This window comes from Subdoligranulum variabile, assembly GCF_025152575.1.
Lineage (GTDB): Bacteria > Bacillota > Clostridia > Oscillospirales > Ruminococcaceae > Gemmiger > Gemmiger variabilis.
In genome coordinates this window covers 2,743,367-2,766,397 of the sequence record NZ_CP102293.1, presented here as the reverse complement: position 1 = coordinate 2,766,397, position 23,031 = coordinate 2,743,367, and the positions used below count along the sequence as shown (strand labels likewise).

Annotated in this window: 20 protein-coding genes; 6 read left to right on the top strand and 14 right to left on the bottom strand. The window is 58.8% G+C overall.

Annotated features, from left to right (window positions below):
* Positions 1-73: 73 nt before the first annotated feature.
* The 4 genes from srtB to NQ490_RS13020 all read right to left on the bottom strand — a co-directional run bounded on the left by srtB (position 74) and on the right by NQ490_RS13020 (position 5,684).
* The gene (srtB, locus tag NQ490_RS13035; RefSeq protein ID WP_084759115.1) at positions 74-991 is read right to left on the bottom strand and encodes a class B sortase; all 918 of its coding nucleotides are present in this window, start codon (positions 989-991) and stop codon (positions 74-76) included.
* 108 nt (positions 992-1,099) lie between these two features.
* The gene (gene pheT / locus NQ490_RS13030; protein ID WP_007046730.1) at positions 1,100-3,523 is read right to left on the bottom strand and encodes a phenylalanine--tRNA ligase subunit beta; all 2,424 of its coding nucleotides are present in this window, start codon (positions 3,521-3,523) and stop codon (positions 1,100-1,102) included.
* Between the two features lie 16 nt (positions 3,524-3,539).
* Positions 3,540-4,562, bottom strand: a complete 1,023-nt coding sequence (gene pheS / locus NQ490_RS13025; protein WP_007046731.1) for a phenylalanine--tRNA ligase subunit alpha — start codon at positions 4,560-4,562, stop codon at positions 3,540-3,542.
* Positions 4,563-4,967: 405 nt separating this feature from the next.
* On the bottom strand, positions 4,968-5,684 hold the full coding sequence (locus tag NQ490_RS13020; protein WP_007046732.1) for a Bax inhibitor-1/YccA family protein: 717 nt from the start codon (positions 5,682-5,684) through the stop codon (positions 4,968-4,970).
* A gap of 112 nt (positions 5,685-5,796) precedes the next feature.
* Here NQ490_RS13020 and hemW point away from each other — a divergent pair, with 112 nt between their 5' ends.
* Positions 5,797-6,867, top strand: a complete 1,071-nt coding sequence (hemW, locus tag NQ490_RS13015) for a radical SAM family heme chaperone HemW (protein ID WP_007046733.1) — start codon at positions 5,797-5,799, stop codon at positions 6,865-6,867.
* Positions 6,868-6,912: 45 nt separating this feature from the next.
* On the opposite strand, the gene NQ490_RS13010 is transcribed toward hemW, so the two are convergent.
* Genes NQ490_RS13010 through NQ490_RS13000 form a run of 3 tightly spaced genes read right to left on the bottom strand, consistent with a single transcriptional unit; the run spans position 6,913 to position 9,273 of the window.
* The gene (locus tag NQ490_RS13010) at positions 6,913-7,482 is read right to left on the bottom strand and encodes an ATP-binding cassette domain-containing protein (protein ID WP_007046734.1); all 570 of its coding nucleotides are present in this window, start codon (positions 7,480-7,482) and stop codon (positions 6,913-6,915) included.
* Positions 7,479-8,240, bottom strand: a complete 762-nt coding sequence (locus NQ490_RS13005) for an ABC transporter permease (protein WP_007046735.1) — start codon at positions 8,238-8,240, stop codon at positions 7,479-7,481. Before NQ490_RS13005 ends, NQ490_RS13010 begins: the two co-directional genes overlap by 4 nt.
* On the bottom strand, positions 8,230-9,273 hold the full coding sequence (locus NQ490_RS13000) for an ABC transporter substrate-binding protein (protein WP_007046736.1): 1,044 nt from the start codon (positions 9,271-9,273) through the stop codon (positions 8,230-8,232). The genes NQ490_RS13005 and NQ490_RS13000 overlap by 11 nt, the downstream gene beginning before the upstream one ends.
* 95 nt (positions 9,274-9,368) lie before the next feature.
* On the opposite strand from NQ490_RS13000, the gene NQ490_RS12995 reads away from it, so the two are divergent.
* The 5 genes from NQ490_RS12995 (at position 9,369) to NQ490_RS12975 (ending at position 12,744) form a co-directional block, all read left to right on the top strand.
* The gene (locus NQ490_RS12995; RefSeq protein ID WP_007046737.1) at positions 9,369-10,061 is read left to right on the top strand and encodes a Crp/Fnr family transcriptional regulator; all 693 of its coding nucleotides are present in this window, start codon (positions 9,369-9,371) and stop codon (positions 10,059-10,061) included.
* 145 nt (positions 10,062-10,206) lie between these two features.
* A complete protein-coding gene (locus NQ490_RS12990; protein WP_007046738.1) occupies positions 10,207-11,202 on the top strand; it encodes a glycosyltransferase family 2 protein in 996 nt (331 codons plus the stop codon).
* On the top strand, positions 11,199-11,771 hold the full coding sequence (locus tag NQ490_RS12985) for a flavin reductase family protein (protein ID WP_007046739.1): 573 nt from the start codon (positions 11,199-11,201) through the stop codon (positions 11,769-11,771). Before NQ490_RS12990 ends, NQ490_RS12985 begins: the two co-directional genes overlap by 4 nt.
* 104 nt (positions 11,772-11,875) lie before the next feature.
* Complete coding sequence (locus NQ490_RS12980) at positions 11,876-12,142, top strand: hypothetical protein (RefSeq protein WP_007046740.1); 267 nt, start codon at positions 11,876-11,878, stop codon at positions 12,140-12,142.
* Positions 12,143-12,201: 59 nt separating this feature from the next.
* Positions 12,202-12,744: an IS3 family transposase gene (locus NQ490_RS12975; protein WP_242655003.1), complete on the top strand. Its 543-nt coding sequence runs from the start codon at positions 12,202-12,204 to the stop codon at positions 12,742-12,744.
* 90 nt (positions 12,745-12,834) lie between these two features.
* Here NQ490_RS12975 and NQ490_RS12970 read toward each other — a convergent pair whose 3' ends face one another.
* From NQ490_RS12970 to trmD, 7 genes are all read right to left on the bottom strand, one after another.
* Positions 12,835-13,809: a substrate-binding domain-containing protein gene (locus NQ490_RS12970; protein ID WP_007046742.1), complete on the bottom strand. Its 975-nt coding sequence runs from the start codon at positions 13,807-13,809 to the stop codon at positions 12,835-12,837.
* Positions 13,793-15,517, bottom strand: coding sequence for a cache domain-containing sensor histidine kinase (locus NQ490_RS12965; RefSeq protein WP_007046743.1), 1,725 nt, complete (start codon positions 15,515-15,517; stop codon positions 13,793-13,795). Before NQ490_RS12965 ends, NQ490_RS12970 begins: the two co-directional genes overlap by 17 nt.
* Positions 15,514-16,779 (bottom strand): helix-turn-helix domain-containing protein, encoded by a 1,266-nt coding sequence (locus NQ490_RS12960; protein ID WP_007046744.1) that lies wholly within the window; start codon positions 16,777-16,779, stop codon positions 15,514-15,516. The genes NQ490_RS12965 and NQ490_RS12960 overlap by 4 nt, the downstream gene beginning before the upstream one ends.
* Positions 16,780-16,886: 107 nt before the next feature.
* Positions 16,887-19,307: a hypothetical protein gene (locus NQ490_RS12955; protein WP_007046745.1), complete on the bottom strand. Its 2,421-nt coding sequence runs from the start codon at positions 19,305-19,307 to the stop codon at positions 16,887-16,889.
* A 57-nt stretch (positions 19,308-19,364) separates the two neighbouring features.
* Positions 19,365-21,215, bottom strand: coding sequence for an excinuclease ABC subunit UvrC (gene uvrC, locus NQ490_RS12950; RefSeq protein WP_007046746.1), 1,851 nt, complete (start codon positions 21,213-21,215; stop codon positions 19,365-19,367).
* Positions 21,216-21,286: 71 nt separating this feature from the next.
* Positions 21,287-21,550 carry an HPr family phosphocarrier protein gene (locus NQ490_RS12945; RefSeq protein WP_007046747.1) on the bottom strand — a complete coding sequence of 88 codons (264 nt, stop codon included), beginning with the start codon at positions 21,548-21,550 and terminating at the stop codon, positions 21,287-21,289.
* 250 nt (positions 21,551-21,800) lie between these two features.
* Positions 21,801-23,030: a tRNA (guanosine(37)-N1)-methyltransferase TrmD gene (trmD, locus tag NQ490_RS12940; RefSeq protein WP_007046748.1), complete on the bottom strand. Its 1,230-nt coding sequence runs from the start codon at positions 23,028-23,030 to the stop codon at positions 21,801-21,803.
* Position 23,031: the final 1 nt, after the last annotated feature.

Sequence of the window (23,031 nt, the reverse complement as noted above, 5' to 3'; positions counted from 1 at the left end):
CCAAAAGCAGCACGCCGCTTCCTTTTGCCGCCTTTACAAAATAAAATGAGGTATTGGCATTGAAAACTTAATTTTATTTGTCATCTACCCGGCGTGCCACGACCACATACCGGCCATTGTCACTGGAATACTCGCAGGTGGATAGGGTCAGCAGCTGCTCGCCGTAGCTCGGACGGATTCCGGTGTCCACATCGCTGCGGGAAATGACCTCCTCCACATACTCGTTGTATTGCGCTTCGTCCAGATCCACGTACTGATTGTAGGCAAAACTCGTATCGTTCACCACGTCAATGGCGAAGGCGGCGAATACTTCGTAGGTTCCATCCCCGTACACCGTATCAAATTGGATCCGGGGATGTTCAGTGTAGTAATCCGCCTTTTTGTAGCCGGTCAGGCAGCCGAAGATCGTGCCGGTCTTCATGTTGTGCCCATAGACGATGAGGTTTTCACTCTGGTCGTTGGCCCCCAGCGTCGTCTTTTCATCGAGATAAGGCACCCCGTAGACGCTGTATTCCTTATTGAAATCATGCCGCAGGTAGAAATCCTTATTGTCCGGGGCAAACATCACCGGGAAATCCAGATTGGTTCCCTCGATGGAGATCCAGCCGATGAAATCGCCGTTCTGGTCCCGCAGGGCAGCAAACTTGGCGCTGTTGCTCTCCTCCCCCGTGGCCGCGGCATCCGTATCGATCATGGACTGCAGATTGGCAAACTCATTCTCGGTCTGGCGGTCATCGTAATACCGCTTGGCCAAAATGCCACCACTGACCAGAAAGACCGCCAGGCAGATGAACATCAACACGTTGTAAATCACATTGGATCTGCTGTGCTTTCCGCCGCCTGCGGAGCCGCTCTGCTTACGGCGGCGCGGCGGTTCTGCCTGGGGGGTATGCTCTTCCGGCCGGGGCGGTTCCGGCGTCGGCTCGGGCACCTGGATGGGAGGCAGATGCCGTGTTTTATAGGGATCATCGTCCCGACGAATTTTTGCCATACTTGTCTTCACCTCGTCAAAGTCGTTTTTACTATACGCCTTTGGGACGGAAATTGCAAGCAAAACCGCCGTGCTCCTTCACGGAACACGGCGGTTTTTACGGCCGGATCACTCGCGGATCTCGATGCCGAGTTTGAATTTCAGGTTGCCCAGGATCTTCTTGATGAAGCGGTCGATCTCCTCGGGCGTAAAGGCTTTTTCGCCGGGCTGGAAGTAGAGGCTGAATGCCATACTCTTCCTGCCCGCGCCCAGCTTCTCGCCGCGGTAGATATCAAACAGTTCCACCTTGGTCAGCTGCTTGCAGGCACGCTGCATTTCGGCCATCAAAGCACCGCACTCGGTTTCCTCCGGGGCCACCAGTGCCAGGTCGCGCTGGACCGGCGCCAGTTCAGGAATCGGCGTGTAGTGCAGCGCCTTGGGCACCAGATCGTAGAACTTGGGCCAGTCGATCTCGCCCAGGTAGATGTTCTGGTTGCTGCGGCTGTCCTTGGGCAGCTTGAGTTCGGCGGTCACATCATTGGCCAGCTTGCCGAAGACGCCGATACGCTCCCCTTTGCAGAGGATGTACGCGGCAATGCCGGGATGCAGCCAGGCCACGTCGGCGGCGCGCTCCACCGTCAGGTCGGTGCCGAAGGCAGCGCCCAGCGCCTCCACAGCCCCCTTGACGGCAAAGAAGTCTTCACCGTCGCCCCAGGCTGCGAAGCCCAGGTGCAGACGTTCCTCCGGCAGTTCGGTGACGGGCTGCTGTTTGGGGATATAGATGTTGGACAGTTCGAACAGACGACCGTCGTTGTTGCCCTTCTTCAGGTTCTCCACCACCACATTGAGCAGAGACGGTGCCAGCAGAGAACGCATGATCGTCAGGTTGGAGGAGATGGGATTCAGAATGCGGATGACGTTGCGCTCCGGCGCGTCGGGAGCGATGTGCAGCATGTCCAGGTCGGCATCGGCGTAGAAAGCCAGCGTCTCGGCCTCATAGAAGCCCTGGGCGCACATGGCACGCTTGGCCTTGGCACGGGCCTTCTGAACGGTGGTCAGGCCGCCGGTGGTCACCTGCGCTGCTTTCAGGAAGGTGGGCTTGATGTGTTCGTACCCGTACTCACGGATGACTTCCTCCGCCAGATCCGGCTCACCGATCTCGATGTCCTCACGCCAGCGGGGCGCAGTGACCTCCATGGTATCGCCGTCAGCCTGCAGCTCCACCTCGAACTGCAGGCGGCGCAGAATATCCAGCACCGCGTCGGTGGGCACCGTGATGCCGAGAATGGCGTTGATGCCGCTGATGGTGGCGGTGAATTTCTTACCCTCCCGGGGCGCACCTGCCGAGCAGTCGAAGTGGGTAGCAGTCACTTCACCACAGCCCAGCTCCTGAATCAAATGCAGGGCGCGGGCCATGCCCAGCTCGGTGGTGTACTCCGAAATGCCTTTCTCGTAATGGCTGGAGGCATCGGTGTTCTGGCCGAGACCGCGGGCCGTCTTGCGGATGTTGTCCCGGGCAAACTTGGCAGACTCAAAGAGCAGCTGGGTGGTGGTATCCTTGATTTCGCTGTTCAGACCGCCCATGACGCCAGCCAGCGCCACCGGCTTGCTGCCGTCGCAGATGACCAGGTTGTTGGGGGTCAGTTTGAATTCCTTGCCGTCCAGCGTGGTGATCTCCTCGCCGTCTTTGGCGCGGCGGACAATGATCTGGCAGCTTTCCAGCGTGTCCATATCAAAAGCGTGCATGGGCTGACCGATTTCCAGCATGACATAGTTGGTGATGTCCACCACGTTGGAAATGCTGCGCAGACCGCACAGGGCCAGCTGGCGGCGCATCCAGCGGGGCGAGGGGCCCGGCGTGATGTTGTGCACGTAGTGGCCGATGTACCGCGGGCAGAGATCCGGTGCCTCCACCGTGATGGACAGACGGGGATCGGTGGTGTCGGACTCGGTATAATCGATGGCCGGCATCTTCAGGGGCTTGCCCAGCACGGCCGCCACTTCACGGGCGATGCCGAGAACGCTCTGGCAGTCGGGACGGTTGGAGGTAACGGCAATATCGAAGATATAGTCGTCAAGGCCAACGACCTGCTGGATGGGTGTGCCGGGGACGGTGTCCTTGGGCAGATCCAGAAGGCCGTAGACTTCGGCTCCGGGATACAGGTCCTCGTTGAGGCCCAGTTCCTCACCGCTGCAGAGCATGCCGTTGGACTCAACGCCCATCAGCGGTTTGGCCTTGATCTTCACGCCGCCGGGCAGCGTGGAGCCGTCCAGTGCCGCAGGGGTGTGCATGCCCTCATAGACATTGGGGGCACCGGTGGAGATCTGGATATCGTGGCCGTATTCACCGCAATCCACCTTGCAGATGTGCAGATGGGTTCCCTCCTGCGGGACACACTCGCTCACAACGCCAACGACGACCTTGTCGATGTCTGCGGACAGGTCGATGAGCTCTTCCACCTCAAAACCACAGTCAAAGAGCTTCTTTTCCAGTTCTTCGGCGGTGACGTCAATTTCTACATACTGTTTCAGCCAGCTGAATGGTACTTTCATTCCAGACTTCCCCCTCTCAATCTTCGAACTGCTTCAGGAAACGCAGATCGTTTTCAAACATCAGGCCGATGTTGTTGATGCCGTACTTGAGCATGGCAATACGCTCAATGCCGATGCCGAAAGCAAAGCCGGAATAGACCTTCGGATCGATGCCGCAGTTCTCCAGCACGCTGTGATGCACCACGCCGGCGCCCAGGACCTCGATCCAGCCGGTGTGCTTGCACAGCGAGCAGCCCTTGCCGCCGCACTCAAAGCAGGAAACATCCACCTCCACGCTGGGTTCGGTGAAGGGGAAGTAGGACGGACGCAGCCGGGTCTTGACCTCGGGTCCGAACAGCGCCTGGACAAACTTGTCCAGCATGCCCTGCAAGTCGCACAGGGTGATGCCCTTATCCACGACCAGACCTTCCATCTGATGGAACATGGGACTGTGGGTGGCGTCGGAATCCGAACGGAACACACGGCCGGGCACCAGCACCTTGATGGGCGGCTTTTCCATATCCATGACACGGATCTGGCCGCCGCTGGTCTGGGTACGCAGCACGATGTCGTCGGCCACATAGAAGGTATCCTGCATGTCGCGGGCCGGATGGTTCTTCGGCACGTTCAGGCGGGTGAAATTGTGGTCATCGTCCTCGATTTCAGGGCCCTCGTAGATTTCAAAGCCCATGCCGGAGAAAACATCCACGATCTCGTTCTTGACGAGGGTGATGGGATGCAGATTGCCGGTGGTGCGGGTCTTGGCCGGCAGCGTGATGTCCACCGTTTCCGCCGCATTGCGGGCGGCCAATGCTGCCTTCTCCACCTGGGCAGACAGCGCCTGGTACTGCCCCTCTGCCCAGTTCTTGAACTCGTTGATGGTCTTGCCCATGGCAGGACGGTCTTCCTTGGGCACGTCGCGCAGCGCCTTGGTGAGACCGGCCACCGCACCATTCTTGCTCAGAAACTTCTGCCAGAACTCCGACAGTTCCGCCTCATTGGCGACGGCCGCGCCCGCCTGCTCGATGGCGGCGCGCAATTCCTTGATTTTTTCTTCCATAGTGCACCTCTGCTCTGTACGGGGCGGGGCATACAAAAAAGGCCTCGTCCCTGGATTTGCTCAGGGACGAAGCCTTGACGTTCCAAAACTCCGCGGTACCACCCGTGTTCCGCATCCTGGGATGCGGCACTCTTTGTCTGCCGGTAACGGTGCAGGACCGTTGCGCACTACTGGACTGCCCTGGGGCAGCTGTTCCCGCGCACCACTCGGGAGCGAACTTCGGTGCGGGTGCTTCGCAGGCGGCTTACAGCCGATGACCGCCCTCTCTGGTCCCAAGACCCCGCACGTACTTTCTCCGTCAGCGTGTTTTTTCAATACGAATATTAGTATAGCCAGCCCGCCGGAATTTGTCAAGGCTGGCACGACGCAAAAAGGAGGGCCCGCAGGCCCTCCCTTTCCGGCAGATCAGTCGTTGCGGCGACCGACCATGCGCAGGATATACAGGAAAATGTTGATGAAATCCAGATACAGATTCAGCGCACCGATGATGGAAGCCTTGTGCAGCATCGCCGCATCCCCGCCGAAGTAGGCGTAATGATGCTTGAGCATCTGGGTATCATAGGCAGTCAGCCCCATGAAGATCAGAAGACCGATGGCGCAGAGTACCAGGTCCATCAGGCCGAAGCGCACGCCGAACAGGCTGAACAGGCTGCCTACCAGGGAGCAGACCAGCATGGCGATCAGACCGGCAAACAGCTTCGGCCCCCAGCCGGTGAGATCACGCCGGGTGGTCGCACCGTAGACGGCCATGACCCCGAAATAGACGGCGCCCACCAGGAAGGCCAGCACCAGGCTGCCCACATCGTACACCAGGAAGATGGTGGAAAGATTGACGCCGTTGAGCACGGCATAGCCGAAGAACAGACCGGTAGCGGTACCGGGCTGGATATGGGTAATCCGGGCCGAGAGCACGAACACCATCACCAGTTCGGCAATAGCGGTAAGGAAGATCAGGCCGGTGGAGGCAAACAGCCAGACCAGACCGCTGGTCACGGTACCGATGCCGACGGCAAAGGTCACCAGCAAACCGGCGAACATCCAGCCGAAAGTTTTGGTCATATACTGACTTAGCGTGCCAAACGGGCTTTCCGCATAAGAAATGTCATTGTAATTTTGGTACATGGTTGATTCCCCTTTCTTAATACGGTATTATAGCCATAAAAGATGTGAAAACCATCACAAATTTATGAAGGACCTGTTAACAGTATCCTATAGAAAAGGAAAAAAGTCAAGAATGGATTCTTTTGGTATCTATCTGCACATTCCCTACTGCAAATCCAAGTGCCGCTACTGCGATTTCTACTCGGCACCGGGCGCCCTCGGCGTCCCCCAGCCCTATGTGGATGCCCTGCTGCGGGAGTTAGAGAAAAACCGCCGCCGTCCCGACACCCTTTATTTCGGCGGCGGTACACCGGCCCTGCTCTCCCCTGCCCAGGTTTCCATCCTAATCCAGGCTGTCAATCCGCTGCCGGGTTCCGAAATCACCCTGGAAGCCAACCCGGATGCCGTAACGCCGCAGTCCCTGCAGGGTTTCCGGGCCGCCGGGGTGACCCGTATCAGTTTCGGCGTTCAGAGCGCCGATGATGTCCAACTGAAGCGTCTGGGGCGCACCCACACCGCGGCCGGAGCCGCCGAAGCGCTGCAATGGGCACGGCAGGCCGGTTTTCCCGAGATCTGCGGCGACATCATGCTGGCCCTCCCCAACTATTCCAACGCCGAATTCGATGCCACGCTGGACCTTTTGCAGCAAGGCGGCTGTACCCACATTTCCGCCTACCTCCTGAAGATTGAACCCGGCACCGCCTTTGCGAAATTCCCTCCCGACGGTCTGCCCGGCCCTGACGAGGCCGCCGACTTTTATCTATATGCGGTAAAACGGCTGGCCGAAGCCGGTTACCAGCAATACGAGATCAGCAACTTCTCCCGGCCCGGCCATGAGGGGCGGCACAATCTTCTGTACTGGAACTGCCGGGATTACCGGGGCGTGGGACCGGCAGCCCACAGTTGCATCCAGAATGTGCGCCGTTATTGGCCCGACGATGTGCAGTCTTTCCTAGACGGCCGTGCCGTGGAACAGGAAGAAGGACAATGCGATGCCGAAGACTTTCTGCTCATGCAGCTGCGGCTGAACCGCGGGCTGGATCTGGACGAGTATGCCCAATGGGGCGGACATTTCACCAAAGCCCAGATGGCATTTCTGCGCCATTGCGTGGCCAGCGGCTATGCCTTGTTTGACGGCAGCCGCCTGCGGCTTACCCCCTCCGGCATGATCGTACAGAACGCCATCCTGGAAGCCCTTATATAACAAAACGGAGGCACCCACCATCAGGGTGTCTCCGTTTTGTTGGTTTTATTCCTCAAAGTGCCGCACCGGCCAGCCCAGCATTTCGGCGGCCGCCGCATCATGGGTGACAAGGATCACCGGCCGCGCTCCCGCCAGACGCACCGTGACAGCCGCCGCCTGAACCACCAGTTCGGCGTCCATCCCGGTGAAAGGTTCGTCCATCAGCAAGGTCTTCGCGTCCTTGCAGAGCAGCGCCCGCAGCAGGGCAGCCCGGCGTTTCTGTCCGCCGGACAGCCGGCAGGCCGGCAGCTTCAGGTCGCTTTCAGCGAACCCCAGCGTTCGCAGCTCCGTCTCGGCTTCCCGCAGCGTCAGACCATGGCCCGTCAGGACAAGATTGTCCCCTGCCGTCAGCTGCGGGCAAAGCCGGTCTTCCTGAAACACCGCCGCCGGTGTTTCCGCTCCCGTAACAGTCCCGGAATCCAAGCGTTCCAATCCCAGCAGGATGCGCAGTAGTGTAGTTTTGCCACAACCGGAAGGTCCCATGAGCACCATCGGGCGGTTCACCGTCCAGCTGAAGTGATCGAGGACGGTCTTTTCTCCGAAACGCTTACAGAGGTCGTCCATGATGATGCTCATGCCGTCACCTCCCCGCAAAGCCGCACTTTGGCCGCACGCAGCAGCCGGGCCGCCACCGCCGACAACAACGCCGACAGCAGCACGATCACCAGTGTCCAGGCAAAAACGTCAGGCGTGGAGAGGGTGATCTTGGCGCGATACAGTGCGTCCCCCACCGAATGATCCGGCAAACCGATGACCTCGGCCGAAACACCGCTTTTCCAGCACATCCCCATGGCCGCGATGCAGCTTTCACTGAAAGACGGGAAGATTCCCGGCAGCCAGATATAGCGCAGCCGCGCCATCCAGGGCAATCGGTAGACCCGTGCCATTTCCAGAAGCTGGGGGTCTGTATCGGCTATTCCCGCCAACACACCGGCGTAGACCACCGGCAGCACATGGGTGAAGCTGACAATTACCGAAAGATTGCTGCCGCTGACCCACAACAGCGCCAGAATGACAAAGCTTGCCACCGGCATAGCGCGGATGAGCTGCATCACAGGATCCACAAAGACCCGCACGGCATGCCATCGGGCGCCTGCCGCTCCCAGCACCAGACCGCCCACCACAGCCAGCACAAAACCGGCCACAATGCGCAACGCACTGAAAGCAATACGGTGCCAGAAAGCGGATGTCGGGAGCAAAAGCCCCAGCGCCCGCAGCGTCTGCAGCGGGGTAGCCAGGAACAGTCCACCGTGGCCCAGTGTCACCGCGGCGATCTGCCAAACGATGACCCAGGCTACAATAGCGATCAGACATTCCCGGTACTTAGACGCCATAGTAGAAATCGTCGGCCGGCATAGCGCCGCCCACACTGGTGGGATCGGCGTCGTAAAGGACCTGGAAGTAGTTGACCAGATCGGTCTTCATCTGTTCGCCGCGCTCAAAGACAATGTTGCACTCCGGCAGTGCCTTCTGGGCCAGTGCCGCCTTGGCCACGATGCCATAGCTTTCACAGAGGGCTGCCGTGCCTTCCAGATCGGTGTTGGCCGCCTCCACACTGGCCGCATAACCGTTCAGGAACTCCTCGAATGCATCGGGATCGGCTTCCACCGCATCCTTGCGGACCACCAGCACACCGGTGACCAGCTGGGAACCGGCAACCTTCTGCCATTCCTCATTCATATCCAACGCCACACGCAGGCCCTCGACCTGAGACAGCGCGCTGGTCACGAAAGGCTGAGGCAGCATGGCAATGGTTGCCTCCCCGGCCTGGACCTTGCTCAATGCTTCGGTGGATTCGCTGCAGTACTCGATGGTGACGTCGTTGTCCGGATCAATACCGTTCTCGCTCAGCACATAGCGCAGCACGTACTCCGGCGTGGTGCCCTTGCCGGTGGTCACAATGGTCTGGCCCTTGAGGTCAGCCACCGACTGGATGGTATCACCGTTTTCCACAATGTAGAGAACACCCAGCGTGTTGACGCAGGCCACTTCCACCTGACCGCTGGTCTTCTGGTAGAGGGTCGCCGCCAGATTGGCCGGGATAGCCGCCGCATCCAGATCCCCTTTGACCAGCAGCGGCACGATCTCGTCTGCCGCGCCGTACATCGTAAAGGTGTAGTTGGCACCGTCATCGCTCTCCATCAGGTTGACAAGGCCCATGGTGGTGGGGCCTTTCAGGCCGGCCACACGCAGCCCCTCCGCTGCGGTTTCCGGGCTGGCGGTCGCTTCCGCCACCGCAGAGGATGCCGGTGCAGACTCCGCCGTAGCAGCCTCAGAAGAAGCCGTGGACGAAGCCGCCCCGCAGCCCGCCAGGGAAACACACAGGGCCGCCGCCGTAACGGTCGCCCAGATACGCTTGAAATTCATAATGCCATTCCTCCTTATTGCATTTGCGGCCTCACTATACTATAATGTTAAAAAATTGTCTGTTGCCTTGGCAACAGTCTCTTGTGAGGTTGTGTATGGACTATACCCCTTATTATGAGGTGCTGCGCCGCACCAGTTTACTGCAGGGCATGCCAGACCGGGACCTGGAAACACTGATGACCTGTTTTGCCCCCCACATGCGCCGGTATGATCGCGGCGAGCTGCTGCTGATGGCCGGATATCCGACCCGGGAAGTGGGCATCGTGCTGGAGGGCGAAATCGTGGCGGCCAAGCCCATGCCCGACGGCACGGCAGTAGTCATGGCCCGCATGGGGCCGGGCGGCGTTTTTGCCGATGTACTGGCCGGCGGGCAGAGCAAGAGTCCCGTCAACGTAACGGCAGCGGCCCCCTGCCTGGTTCTGTACCTCCCCTGCGAGGCCCTGCTGCGCCCCTGCGGTGCGCTGCATCCGGCTCATCTGCAGCTGCTGCACAATTGGCTCCAGACCATCAGCAGCAAATACTTTGCGTTGGACCGCCGCCTGGAACTGCTGTGCTGCAAGAGTCTGCGCGGACGCATCTGCCTGTGGCTGCTGGAGCAGCGGGAGGAAGCCGGTGCAGACACCTTTGACACGCCGCTGACCCGGGCGGAGCTGGCCTCCTATCTGAACTGCGACCGCAGCGCCCTGTGCAGGGAACTGGGCCGTATGCAGGAGGAGGGACTGATCGAGCTGTTCCGGCGCAGCTTCAAATTGTTGGCGCCTAACCGGCTGCGTTCCATGGTGCAATGATTGAAGTTCCAGACCGTTCTATGTTATAATGGATGCGTTTACATTACATTCCTGAATCGTTTTCATTTGCTACGCAGGTGGATGCTCCCGTACCACAGGGAAGACCACTTGCCAGAGCGTCCGCGACGACTCTTCCGACCGAGGTATGATTGCTATGGAAAACCGTCAAACACCTGTTCTCTATATCGTGATTCCCTGCTACAACGAGCAGGAAGTGCTCCCCCTCACGGCACCGCAGTTTCTGAAAAAAATCACCGACCTGGCGGCTGCCGGCAAGATCAGTTCCGACAGCCGGGTGCTCTTCGTGAACGACGGTTCCAAGGACCGCACCTGGGCCATCATCCATGAGCTAGCCGCCTCCGACCCGCACTATGTAGGGATCTGCCAGAGCCGCAACCGAGGCCACCAGAATGCCGTGCTGGCCGGTCTGATGGAAGCCAAGGACCGCTGTGACATCACGATTTCCATCGATTGTGATGGGCAGGACGACATCAACGCCATGGATGGGATGGTGGATGCCTACCGCGACGGCTGTGACGTCGTCTACGGCGTACGCAGCAAACGCGATACCGATACTTTCTTCAAGCGTTTCACCGCGGAAAGTTTCTACAAACTGCTCAACGCGATGGGCGCCGAGGTGGTTTTCAATCACGCGGACTACCGCCTGATGAGCGCCCGTGTGCTGCAGGAATTTGCCCGGTTCAAAGAGGTCAATCTGTTTCTGCGCGGCATGGTGCCGCTGGTCGGCTTCAAATCCACCTGCGTGACCTACGAACGTCACGAGCGCCTCGCCGGAGAAAGCCATTATCCCCTGTCCAAGATGCTTTCCCTGGCCTTTGACGGCATCACAAGTCTGTCCATCAAGCCCATCCGTTTCATCACCGGCTTCGGGGTGCTGGTAGCTCTGATCAGCTTTATCGGCGTGCTGTGGGCTGTGGTGGAGGCGGCTCTCGGCATGACGGTGTCCGGCTGGGCCAGCATGACCAGCATTATCTGCTTTGTGTCCGGTGTACAGCTGATCTGCCTGGGTGTCATCGGCGAATACATCGGCAAAATCTATATGGAAACCAAGCGCCGTCCGCGTTACATCATCAGTGAGACGACCCCCAATTTTACACGCAGCAAGGAGGAAGATGCATGAGCCGTCAGGTCTGGAAGGGTTCCACCCTGCTCAACCCCGAACCGCCGGTGCTGGTAAGCTGCGGCAGCCCCGATAAGCCGAATCTGATCACGGTGGGCTGGTGCGGCACCATCTGCACCCAGCCGCCCATGCTGTCCATCAGTGTGCGTCCCGAGCGCTACAGCCATCACCTGATCAAGGAGAGCGGCGAGTTCGTCGTCAACTTGCCCACCGAATCGCTGGTGCGCGCCGTGGACTGGTGCGGTGTCAAAAGCGGGCGGGATGTGGATAAATTTGCCGCCATGAAACTGACCCCCGTGCCCGCCGCCAAAGTGGGTACCGTGCTGGTGGAAGAAAGTCCGGTCAATCTGGAATGCAAAGTCACCCAGGTGATCTCCTTGGGCAGCCATGATCTTTTCCTGGCCGAATGTGTGGCCGTGGACGTGGACGAATCCCTGCTGAATGAGGACGGCAAGCTCTGTCTGAACAAGGCACGGCTGATCGTCTACTCCCACGGGGATTACCTGGCCCTGGGCCGCCGCCTGGGTACCTTCGGCTACAGCGTGCGCAAACGCAAACCCCGCCGGTAATCTTTTTAACAGCAATGAAGATGAACCGAACCAGTAAAATCAGACAATAGACAAAACGCCCCCTGATGTAGGAAAATGGAAGTACTACATCAGGGGGTATTTTAATGACCAGGAACTATGAAAAAGTGAAGGCACTTCTTCCAGACGTCCAGCAACTGCAGGCGGAAGGGAAAACGAGGAAGAGATCGCAAAGTGAGAGAGCAGTAAAAGATTTGCTCTGCCGCGCACGACACAAGCAGGAAAAGGTCCTTCCTAAACAGCGGGGAAGAAAGCCAGCCAAGACATTGGCGGAGTACAAATACGAGAACAAAAGGCTAAAGATGGAGAACGAACTGTTGCGGGATTTTCTGCAATCTGTCGAAAGGAAGTGAGGCCCAAACTCAAATACCAGGTGATATACCGGCACCGAGCAGAATATTCCGTGTCCGTCATGTGCAGATTTTTTGGTGTATCCCGCAGCGGCTATTATGATTTTGTTCGCCGTGCAGACAGGCCCAACAGCAAATGGGGCACGGACATTTCCTACATTCACACCAAGCAAGGTGTACTGTACCTGTCCATGATCCGCGATCTCTACGATAATTGCATTGTAGCTTACAAAACCGGAACGGAACAAACAGTAAATCTGCTTCTGGATACCATGCATCTTGCTATGAAGCAAGTAAAAAAGAAGGTCGCTGAAGCGCTGCAACTCCACAGCGACCAGGGTGCTCAATACGCCTCGCAAGCATATTTTGAGCCGACTCCAACATACGGCATTACGCCGTCTATGTCAAGACGAGGAAACCCATATGACAATGCGATGGCAGAAAATTTCTTCTCTATTCTCAAAACAGAATGTATCTACCGATACAAACCAGCTACCTTTTCAGAGGCCAACGAGATGATTGACCGCTATATTCAATTCTATAACCATGAACGTATCCAGCTAAAAACTGGAGAGGCGCCGCTGGCGCGACGCCTCTCTTACTAAAACTTCCGTTCCCTTACATCCCCAGGCGTTTTTTGTGATGTCCGCACAATTTGGGGCAGTTCACAAGTCTGCGGGGCGGCTTTTCTTATTTCAGGATACCGGGAACAGCACTTTCTGGCTGTCCAGGTCAAACAGGTTTTCCCGGTTAATGACGCGGGTCGCGGTATCCACGTGTTTTTCCACTTCACTGCGCTGACCGCTGAGCAGTTTGTAGGCGCTCTGCACCCCAAAATACCCCATCTCGTAGGTGTTCTGAATGACCAGCGCATCCACCACGCCGGTCTGTAGCGCGTCGATTGTGACCAGATTGGAATCAAAGGCCACCATCCACAGGGCATTCTGCAGATGCAGCTCCTCCACCGCCTGAGCCGCCCCCACGCTGGTGGGTTCGTTAAAGGCCAGAAGCGCATTGATCTCCGGGTGGTCCTGCAACATCTTCCGGGTATCCTCCTGAGCGCTGGAAGCCTCCGCCAGCGTGTGGATCGTGGCCACAATTTCGGCCCGTCCGCTCTCGGCAAAGGTGTCCACCGCGCCGCGCTCCCGGTCCTGTCCATTGGCACTGTTCACATCGTAATTGACGATGCCCACTTTCAGGGTGCCTTCGGTCCCCTGCAGCGCTGCCTCAGCCGCCATCTGCCCCGCGCTGTAGTTGTCGGTGCCAATATAGGTTGCCACATCCTCCGTATTCACCGCCGAGTCGATGACAACGATCTTGACTCCTTTATCTGCAGCTTCCTCGATGGCCGGGGCATTGGCATCAAAATCAATGGCCGAAAATACCAACGCCTGGGCCCCGTTCTCCACGGCTTCGGCGATCATCCGGTTCTGGGTCTCGTAGTCTTCCTCGGTCTCGGGACCATCGATGGTCAGGTCCATATTGTATTCGGTGGCTGCCGCTTCCGCCCCCACAAAAACCGCTTTCCAGAAATCCGTGTTGGTGGATTTGGCCACCAGCGCCACCTTGTAACGGTTTTCCTCCGGCACCTGAGCCGCAGAGGAGGCGCATCCCGCCAGCAGACAGAGCGCTGCCAGCAGCGCCGGCAGGCGCTTACTGTGTTTTATCATAATCGCCCTCCCGGTCCTCCGGCACGCGCGGCATCCGGATGGTCACCGTCGTTCCCTCGTCGGGAACGCTTTCGATGGACATGCCGTACTGCGGGCCAAAATAGATCCGCAGCCGGTCATTCACATTCTTGATGCCGATGCCGGTGCGGTCACTGGGTTCATTCTTCAGAAGTTCCGCCACCTGTTCCCGGGACATGCCTATACCGTCATCGGTCACCTTGAACAGGATGTCATCCCCGTCGGAGCAGACCTCGATCTCAATATGTCCCGGGTCCACCAGGAGGTCCAGTCCGTGGGTGATGGAATTTTCGATGATCGGCTGCAGCGTGATCTTGTTGCACAGGCAGTGCAGACAGCTTTCATCTACCGTAAAATGATAGGTGAACTGGTTTTTATACCGGAATTTCTGGATCAGCAGATAGGATTCTGCATGCTGCAATTCCTTTTCAATGGGGATCAGCTCATGTCCACGGCTGATGCTGATGCGGAACAGCCGCGCCAGGGCGTGGACCATCTTTACTGCATCGGCATTCTTTCCGCGTTCGCACATCCAGGCAATGGAGTCCAGCGTATTGTACAGGAAGTGCGGGTTGATCTGCGCCTGCAGGGCCTTGAGCTCGGTTTTGCGCAGGTCGATTTCTTCCTCCCGCACGGTGGTCATCAGCTTCTGGATGCGCACGACCATATGGCCGAAGGAATCCGAAAGTTCCTGTACCTCCCGGGTGCCGGCCACCGGCGTATAGGTGAAACCGTCGGCATTCTGCTCAAACTCTTCCATGGCGGTTTCCAGCTGCTGCAGCGGGCGGCTGAGCAGATGGGAGATGACCCATCCGGCCAGCAGCGCCGCCGCCAGAATCAGCACCGAGGACGCCAGCGTGATGCGGACCATCTGCCAGAAGCTCTGGTTCACCGTCTCGTCGATATAACTGACGCCCACCACCCGCCAGTTGCTGTCCGGTACATCCTGCAGGCTGTAGATGACGGTATCCTCCACATAGGTACCGTCCGCGAGGTTGGCCAGCCGGGCCACTTCCTCGCTCTTGATCCCGGCGTACAGCAGCTGCTGCTGGGGATGATAGACCATGTTGCCATGCTCATCCATCAGGTAGCAATACCCGTGCTGGCCGATGCCGACGCCGTTGATGCTGGATCCCAGCCCCGAAAAACGCACATCCACCGCCACCCAGCTGGCACTGCCGCCCCCCGGCATGGGGCGTACCACTGTGACCACCCAGGGATAGTACCCTTCAAAGATGGATTCCACATGGGGCGAACTGATATAACCCTCGTCATACCATTGGGCCATGCTCAGGTCAAAGGAAAGATTTTCAAAAATTTTCCCACGAGGCTTGTGCCCCAACGCCCAACAATCCTGCAATGTACCGGCGGCGTCGTAGGTCGTCACGGCCACCACCTCACTGCGGGCGTTCAACCATGCATTGAGGTAGGCGTCCCGGCTCTCCTCCGGAGCATTCATCTCCTCCATGACGTCGTTGACCGTCTCTTCCAGGTTCTCCACATAGTTGCTGACGGTTCCCACAACCTGGCTTACCGCCTGGGCACTGCTGGTACGGGCGCTCTGCACCACCGAGGCACGGTAACTCTGCAGGAAGGTTCCCACGCACAGCAGCAGCGTGACCGCCGCCACCGCCGTGATCAGAACAACGATCAGCGGCGCCGTGCGGGGCGGCCGGCAGGACCGCTTCATGAGACAGCCCCTTCCCTGGCTGCCTGGGCCGCGCGCTGACGCCGCAGTGCCCCCGGCGAAGTTCCGCTGTACTTTTTAAAGCAATAACTGAAATAATGCTGGTCGGAGTAGCCGCAGCGACGGGCAATTTCCTGCACCTGCAGGTTGGTGGTCAGAAGCAGCTGCTGAGCAGCCTCCATCCTCCGACGCACCAGAATATTGATAAAGGTCTCCCCCGCTGTCTTCTTGATGCAGGCGCTCAGATGGTTGGGGCTTACATCCAGCATAGCGCTCAGAGACGCCAGCGAAAGGTCTTCATCCATGTAATGCTGTTCGATGATCTCCAGCGCGCGCTCGCACAGCCCCCCGCCCTTGCGGGTATCCGCCGTAAAGCTGACGCCGCCTTCGCTCTCCTCGGCAGCATGCAGCGCTTCCAGCGCCTGCCGGTAGGCCCCGTTGAGCTGGGTGAACTGGGCCACCGGGCGTCCTACGCCCACCAGCACCCGCTCTCCCAGCGCACGCTCGGTCAACTGGCAGATCTCATCGGCCAGAATATGCAGATACTCATCAAAATCCGAGGGATTGCCGAGGAGCACCGCCACCGCCCGTCCACTGGACAGAAAGACAAAATGGCGCAGATATTTGTTGGCCAGCTGCTCCACCAGGCGCACAAAGCCCGGCTCACAGGGCTTGCCGTCCGACATCATCGCCGTCAGGACCACCAGCAGGGCGCGGTCATCCACACCGCGCAGCAGGCCGCAGGCCGCCGCATTTTCCCGCAGAGAATTTTCCAGTCCCTCCGGGGCTGCGTCGTAATGTTCCAGCACCAGCGGGATCAGGAACGCCGCCCGGTCCCCCTGGTTGTTGTCCCGACGACGCAGGCTGGCATAGCGCTGGTCGATCTTTTCGTGAATGACCTTCAGTTCCGCAGCCAGACCGTCCATCGTCAGCGGCTTGAGCATGTAACTGATGATGTTGTACTGAATGGCCTGCTTGGCATACTCAAAATCATCATAGCCGCTCAAGAACGCAATGTGCATGGCGGGACGGATCTCACGCACCTGGCGGGCCAGTTCAATGCCTGAGATAAAAGGCATCCGGATATCGGTCAACAGCAGGTCCGGCTCCAACCGCTCCACCAGTTCCAGGGCATCCAGACCATTGCTGGCATTGCCCACCAAATGGAAGCCCAGGGCCTCCCAGGGGGTCATGGTACAGACCGCTTCCCGCAGCTCGTCTTCGTCGTCCGCCACGACCACCGTATAAATATTTTTATCAGCCATACGATTTTCTCCTTCGTTTGCTGCCTTTTATTATAGTGGTTACGACTCCATTATGCAAGGCAAAAGGCCCTCCCGGATAGCTCCGGAAGGACCTTTTGGTGAACCGGTCACAGCCAGAACTGGACCAGGCGACTCACATTTTGATACAGCGACGGATTCTGCCCGATCAGCCCGGGCTCCGCCGTAAAATACACGCAGAAATTGTAGGCGGCTCCCACCAGTACCGCCAGCGGCAGCGCCCTGCGATAGCAGGTTTGCAGCATCCTCATCCCGGGCTGCCCTGCATGGTCCTGCAGGACCTGCTCTGCCAGCAGCCAGGCCATAGCTCCCGCCAGGAGCAGCGGTCCGAGCCAGTCGCTCTGATACCGGTAGAGCACGCCGGCCATCTCGCAGTCCAGGACAGCCAACAGCAGTACGAGTGTCAGGACAACGTACAGTATGCCCCGCAGATCGCGGTGTTTCTGCAGACGCTTCGGAACCATGGGCAGAACCGCCAGCGCCCACAGAAACGGCAGGCAGACGAGTGCCCCGCCGTAGAACAGCTCGGTAATGGTCAACCCCATATAGTTGGTGCTCATTTTCGTAGCGCTGAGGTACGGGAACACCGTGCTGAATCCCGGCACCCCAAACAAGAAGGTCACCACCGCCGGGGCAATGCGTCCCACACTGAACCCGCGGCGGGTCATGTCGTTGCTTGTCAGATTGTAGGTTGCCCCAAAGTCAAAGGGCGAACCAAAGCGCGCGGCATTGTACCACAGGAGCACCGCCGCCACTGCCATGACCGGCAGCAGGAAAGCCACTAACTCTCCCGCTCCGGCGCGACTGCGCAGGCGCTTTCCCGTTCCATACCGCTGCCAGAAAATCGGCAGCGCCAGCACGGCAAAGACCTCCATCTGCGGTCGGCATCCGGCCACCAGTGCCATGCACAGACTGCCCACTGCAAGGTGCGCGATCAGACGGCCCCGTTTTCCCACCGGGGTATTGGCAGCGGTCAGCCATTGCCAGAGTCCCAGCATGACGAAAGCGGCTCCGCAGAGGATCGCATATTCATAGACCGAAGGCCGCAACAGCAGATACCAAATCTGGCTGCCGGACGCCGCGCCGGTGGCAGCCAGCAGATAGGCCGCCGCACTTGCCCGCGGGAACCAGCGTCGCAGGGTCTGCTTGACGCAACCGAAAGCCGCCAGGATCATAAGCCAGGACATAAGGATCATGGGCAGACTGGGCGGCAGGTCCCCCACACCGGTCAGCGCCTCAAAGGGCAGCTGGAACAGAAGGCAGGGCACCAGACCAAAGTATACGTAGTAGCGTCCCCCATAGTAGGCCACATCCCACAGCGCGTCGGGCGCTGCATCCTGCCGGGCGGCGGTGTCGTAGGGGTTTTCCAGGGTGGCCATTCCTTCCGGCGGATCCTTTTCCAGATCCAGACGCCCGTTCAGAAGACTGTGTGCCAGCGAGCCGTATTGGGCAGCCGTGTCGTTGACCCAGTCATTGATGTGTTTGGTGAAGGTAATGCGGCTCTCTCCGTCCCAGTCTGCCGTGTTGTAAAACGAGGTGGCCACGCCGGCGTTGAATCGATCGGCAAAGGGAGCCAAAAACGCCAGCACCGCCAGCACCGCCATAACCAGCAGCACCGCCGGGCGGTAACGGCGGGTGTGTTCCAGATAGGCATCCCGCCACAGGACACTGGCCGGGCGCAGCGCAAAGGCCGCTCCCAGCAGCGCAAACAGCACCGCGAACCGCACCAGGGAAAAATCCAGAGGACGCGGCACATTGGCATACACCGTCTGCAGCGTATAGCTGAGGGGATACTGGCGGTACTCCCCCGCATAGGCATAGCCGGTCAGCGTCAGGGTGGACGCCTTGCCCGAGAGATCCAAGCTGCAGGTCTGACTGCGCACCGCGTTGGCGGCAATCTGCCAGGGCCAGCTCTGACGGGAGACCGAACTGGCTTCGTCGGCAGCGGCCACCGTCATGGTAAACAGCGGATTCTGCACCTCGGGGTGGGGACCGTCGTACTGATAGGAAAGACCCGAAAGCTGGAGGTTGTACAGTTCCTGATCCAGCCCCACAAACGTCAGGGTGTTGTGTTCGTCGTTCAGCGTCAACGGTGCGTCCGAATCGGCCTCCTCCGTCAGGTAGGGGCGCAGGTCCACCGGTGTGTAGCTGTGGGTAGCCCAGAAGTTGAGGTTGCAGACAAACAGTTCCAGTCCCAGCGCCGAGACCAGCAGCAGGCCCAGCGCCGCTGCGGTACGCCCTTTGGGCAGGTGATGGCGCAGCCGGAATCCTGCTGTGACGGCGCAAGCCCACAAAGCCATCCCGGCGATGCCCAACAGGCGGAATCCGTCAAAATCCACCGCAAGCCCCGGTTTGGAATAAATGCACCCCGCCCAGACCCAAACCGCCAGGACAAGCCCCGGACCGCTCAGGACGTCGGCCCGGTGCAGAGGGCGATGTTCCAGCCGAGCCGGAAGCCAGGCAAACAATACCGCGATCAGCAGTGTCAGAAGAATCGTAAGAATGAGCATAGAACGCTCCCCTGTGTGTTGTTTTTGCAGATGGTCATATTCTGACCGCCATTCCGATTATACTCCATTGCGCAGGGCGTTGTACAGCTTTTCCGCCTTGGCGTGGCTGATGCCCTTGACCTCCTCCAGGTCCGAAATGCTGGCCGCCTTCACCGCCGCCACCGTCTTGAAATGCGCCAACAAAGCCGCACTGGTCTTTTCCCCCACGCCGGGCAGGGCGGTCAGCGTGGCCGCATAGGAGCGCTTTTTCATGGCGCGTTTTCGGTAGTCATTGGCGTAACGGTGGGTCTCGTCCTGGATGTTCGTGACAAACGTAAAAATATTGCGGTTCCGGTTGATGGCAATTTCTCCGCCTGCATCGTCCACAATGGCACGGGTGCGGTGATGATCGTCCTTGACCATGCCGAAGGTGGGCACATGCTCCAGCGCCGTGCCTTTCAGCGCCTGTTTGACGGCGCCCACCTGCCCCCGTCCGCCGTCGATGAGCAGCAGGTCCGGCAGCGTGGCGAACTGGTTCTGGGGGCCATCCGGTTTTTCACCCCGGCGGGCCGCTTCATACTCTGCCGCCCGGCGGGAAAGCGTCTCTGCCAGCGAAGCATAGTCGTCGGTTCCTGCCACCGTCTTCATCTTGAAGCGGCGATACCCGGAGCGGTGGGGTTTGCCATCCTTGAAGACCACCATACCGCATACGCTGGAGCCGTCCCCCCAGTTGGAGATATCATAACTTTCAATGACCCGGGGCGGCGCCTTCAGTCCCAGCATCTGGGCGGCTTCCTCCAGCAGTTTTTCCTCCCGGGTGTAGCGGCCGCTTTCCCGGCCCAGACGCTCCACTGCGTTGGTATACGCCATGGTCACCAGCTTGGCCACATCCCCCCGCTGGGGTACATAGAGTTCCACCTTGCTGCCGCGAGTCTGGTTCAGCGCCTCGTTCAACGCCTCGGCGTCGGCGGGCAGTTTGTCCACTGCAATGATTTTGGGGATGGTCTCCCCATCCAGATAATACTGGGGCAGGAATTCCTCCCGCACCTGTTCGATATCGGTGGTATCGTGAAAGACAAATTCCCGTTTGTCGGTCAGGCGACCATCCCGATAGCGCAGTACCGCCGCACACACCGCCCGGGTCGTGCCCGCCAACGCGATGACATCCATCTCGGTGTCCCCATCCATAACCACCTTCTGACCGGCCGCCACCCGTTCAATGGCCTGGATCTGATCCCGCAGCAAGGCGGCCGTTTCAAAATCCAGCCGCTCCGAAGCTGCCTCCATCTTTTCGCGCAGCTGTTTGACGATGTCCTTTTTGCCGTAGCGGATCATCCGCAAGGCTCCCTGCACCGCTTCATTGTAGGCTTCGCAGCTGATCTTGCCGCTGCACACCGCCATACATTTACCGATATGGGCATTCAGGCAGGGACGCCCTTTGCCGAAATCCCGGGGGAATTCCCGGTTACAGCGCGGCAGCAAAAAGCAATCCTGGGCCATCTCCACCATTTCCCGCACCGCAAAGGAGGAGGTAAAGGGGCCGATATAGTCGGCACCATCATCGTCCTTCTGCAGCGCTGCCGAGATCCGCGGCCAGGGGCCCTTTGTCACCTTGACATAGCTGTAGCCCTTGTCATCCTTGAGCAGAATGTTGTATTTCGGCGTATGGGCCTTGATCTGGCTGGCCTCCAGTACCAGGGCCTCAAACTCGCTCTGGCAGACGATCACATCGAAGGTAAAGGCATGGGCGATCATCTGGGTCACCTTGGCATCATGGGGCACCCCTTCCCGGAAATATTGGGATACCCGGGTCTTGAGGCGCTTGGCCTTGCCGATATAGATGATGGTGTCGCTTTTGTCCCGGATGATATACACACCGGGCAGCAGCGGCAGCATACAGGCTTTGCGGTAGAGTTCAGCTTTTGTCATGAGTCACCTTTACAAAACAGCAGAAAATAAAAAAGCGGCGGGTCGCCCCGCCGTTACAGTTGTGAGAAGAATTACTCGGCAAAGCCGGAGCTGACCAGCTTGACCAGACCGTCGACCGCAGCCTGCTCGTCGGCGCCATCGGCAATGATGCGAATGGTCGTGCCGCCCACGATGCCCAGGCTCAGAACACCGAGCAGGCTCTTGGCGTTGACGCGGCGCTCCTCTTTCTCGACCCAGATGGAAGACTTGTACTCGTTCGCCTTCTGGATGAAGAAGGTAGCCGGACGGGCGTGCAGACCAACCTGATTCTCAACGGTAACTTCTTTCACGTACATAGTTATTCTCTCCTACTTTTGAAAATAATATGCCCCTGCGTTTCTACCGTGGGCGCTTGTCGTCAGGCGGTCTTCGCGCATGATACGCCGCCTTGATTGTTTCTATTTTATCCTATTTCGTCGATTTTGTACAGTAGGATTTTGCAAATTTGGCAGGATTCTGTAATTCCGCCAAATCTCAGCTTTTTCCTTTGTGCATATTTACCAGTTTATTTTCAACATCATTGTAGATTGACAACAAAACCTTGTTTTATTGTGCCTCATATCGTAATTTTAATTCCTGGCAATACACGGCAGCTGTGGGATCATCGGCCGGGTCATACACCGCCTCCACCCCTGCCGGACGCCAGCCCATACGGCGGTACAGCGCCAGCGCCCGGGTGTTGGTATCCAACACCGTCAGCGTGGGATGCTCGTATTCGGCCAGCTTTTTGCGGGCAAAATCCAGCATTTTGCTTCCGATGCCCCGACCGCGGGCTTCCGACGTCACAAACAGATGGCTGATCTGCCCGGTTTTATGGCAGACCCCCACCATGCCGTCCGCCTCATTTTTGGTGGAGTGCAGATAAAACGCCCAGCCATTCTGTCGTTCGCTTTGCAATTCCTCCCGGCAGTGTTCCGGCGTCAGGGTATCAAGATACAGCGGCGTGCATACGTCCTTGCAGACATCATGGCGTCCCTCGGCGAAAAGCCGGGCCGCCACATCCCACTGTTCCTCGGTCTTGACCAGCCGCATGTTTTCGCCGCGCTTCCACTTGGGCAGTTCTGTCAGCGGATGGGTATCACACCAGTGCTCATAGAGATCCGGCCGGCGCAAACGGGTGCGGGTACGGCTCTGCTGTCCCCGCCAGGCATCAATCTTCTGGTGATCCCCGGTCAGCAGTACCGATGGGACAGCTCGTCCTTCCCAGACTTCCGGGCGGGTGTACTGCGGATATTCCAGCAGGCCATCCCAGTAGCTCTCCTCCTGGTATCCCTTTTCTTCCGCCAGCACCCCGGGCTGCAGCCGCAGCACACTGTCGGCCACCACCAGACTGGCCAGTTCCCCTCCGGTGAGCACATAATCCCCGATGGAGATTTCTTCATCGCCGAAGGCTTCAATCACCCGCTCGTCAATGCCTTCATAGTGGCCGCAGACCAGTGTCACCGCCTCATACTGCGCCAAGCGCTTGGCCGCCTCCTCGTTATAGGGATGGCCCGCCGCCGTCAGAAACACCACATGGGGCTTGGCCCGGCCCTGTTCCGCACACTGGCGCTGCACCTCCCGCAGGCAATCAGCGATAGGCTGGGCATACAGCACCATGCCGCAGCCGCCCCCGTAAGGGTAATCGTCGGTCTGCTTCTGCTTGTTGGTGGTGTAGTCCCGGATCTGGTGGCAGTGCGCCTCGAACAGATTCTTGGCACGCGCCCGCCCCAGAATACTGGCCGACAGGAAACTGTCACACAGTTCAGGGAACAGCGTCACAATATCAATGCGCATG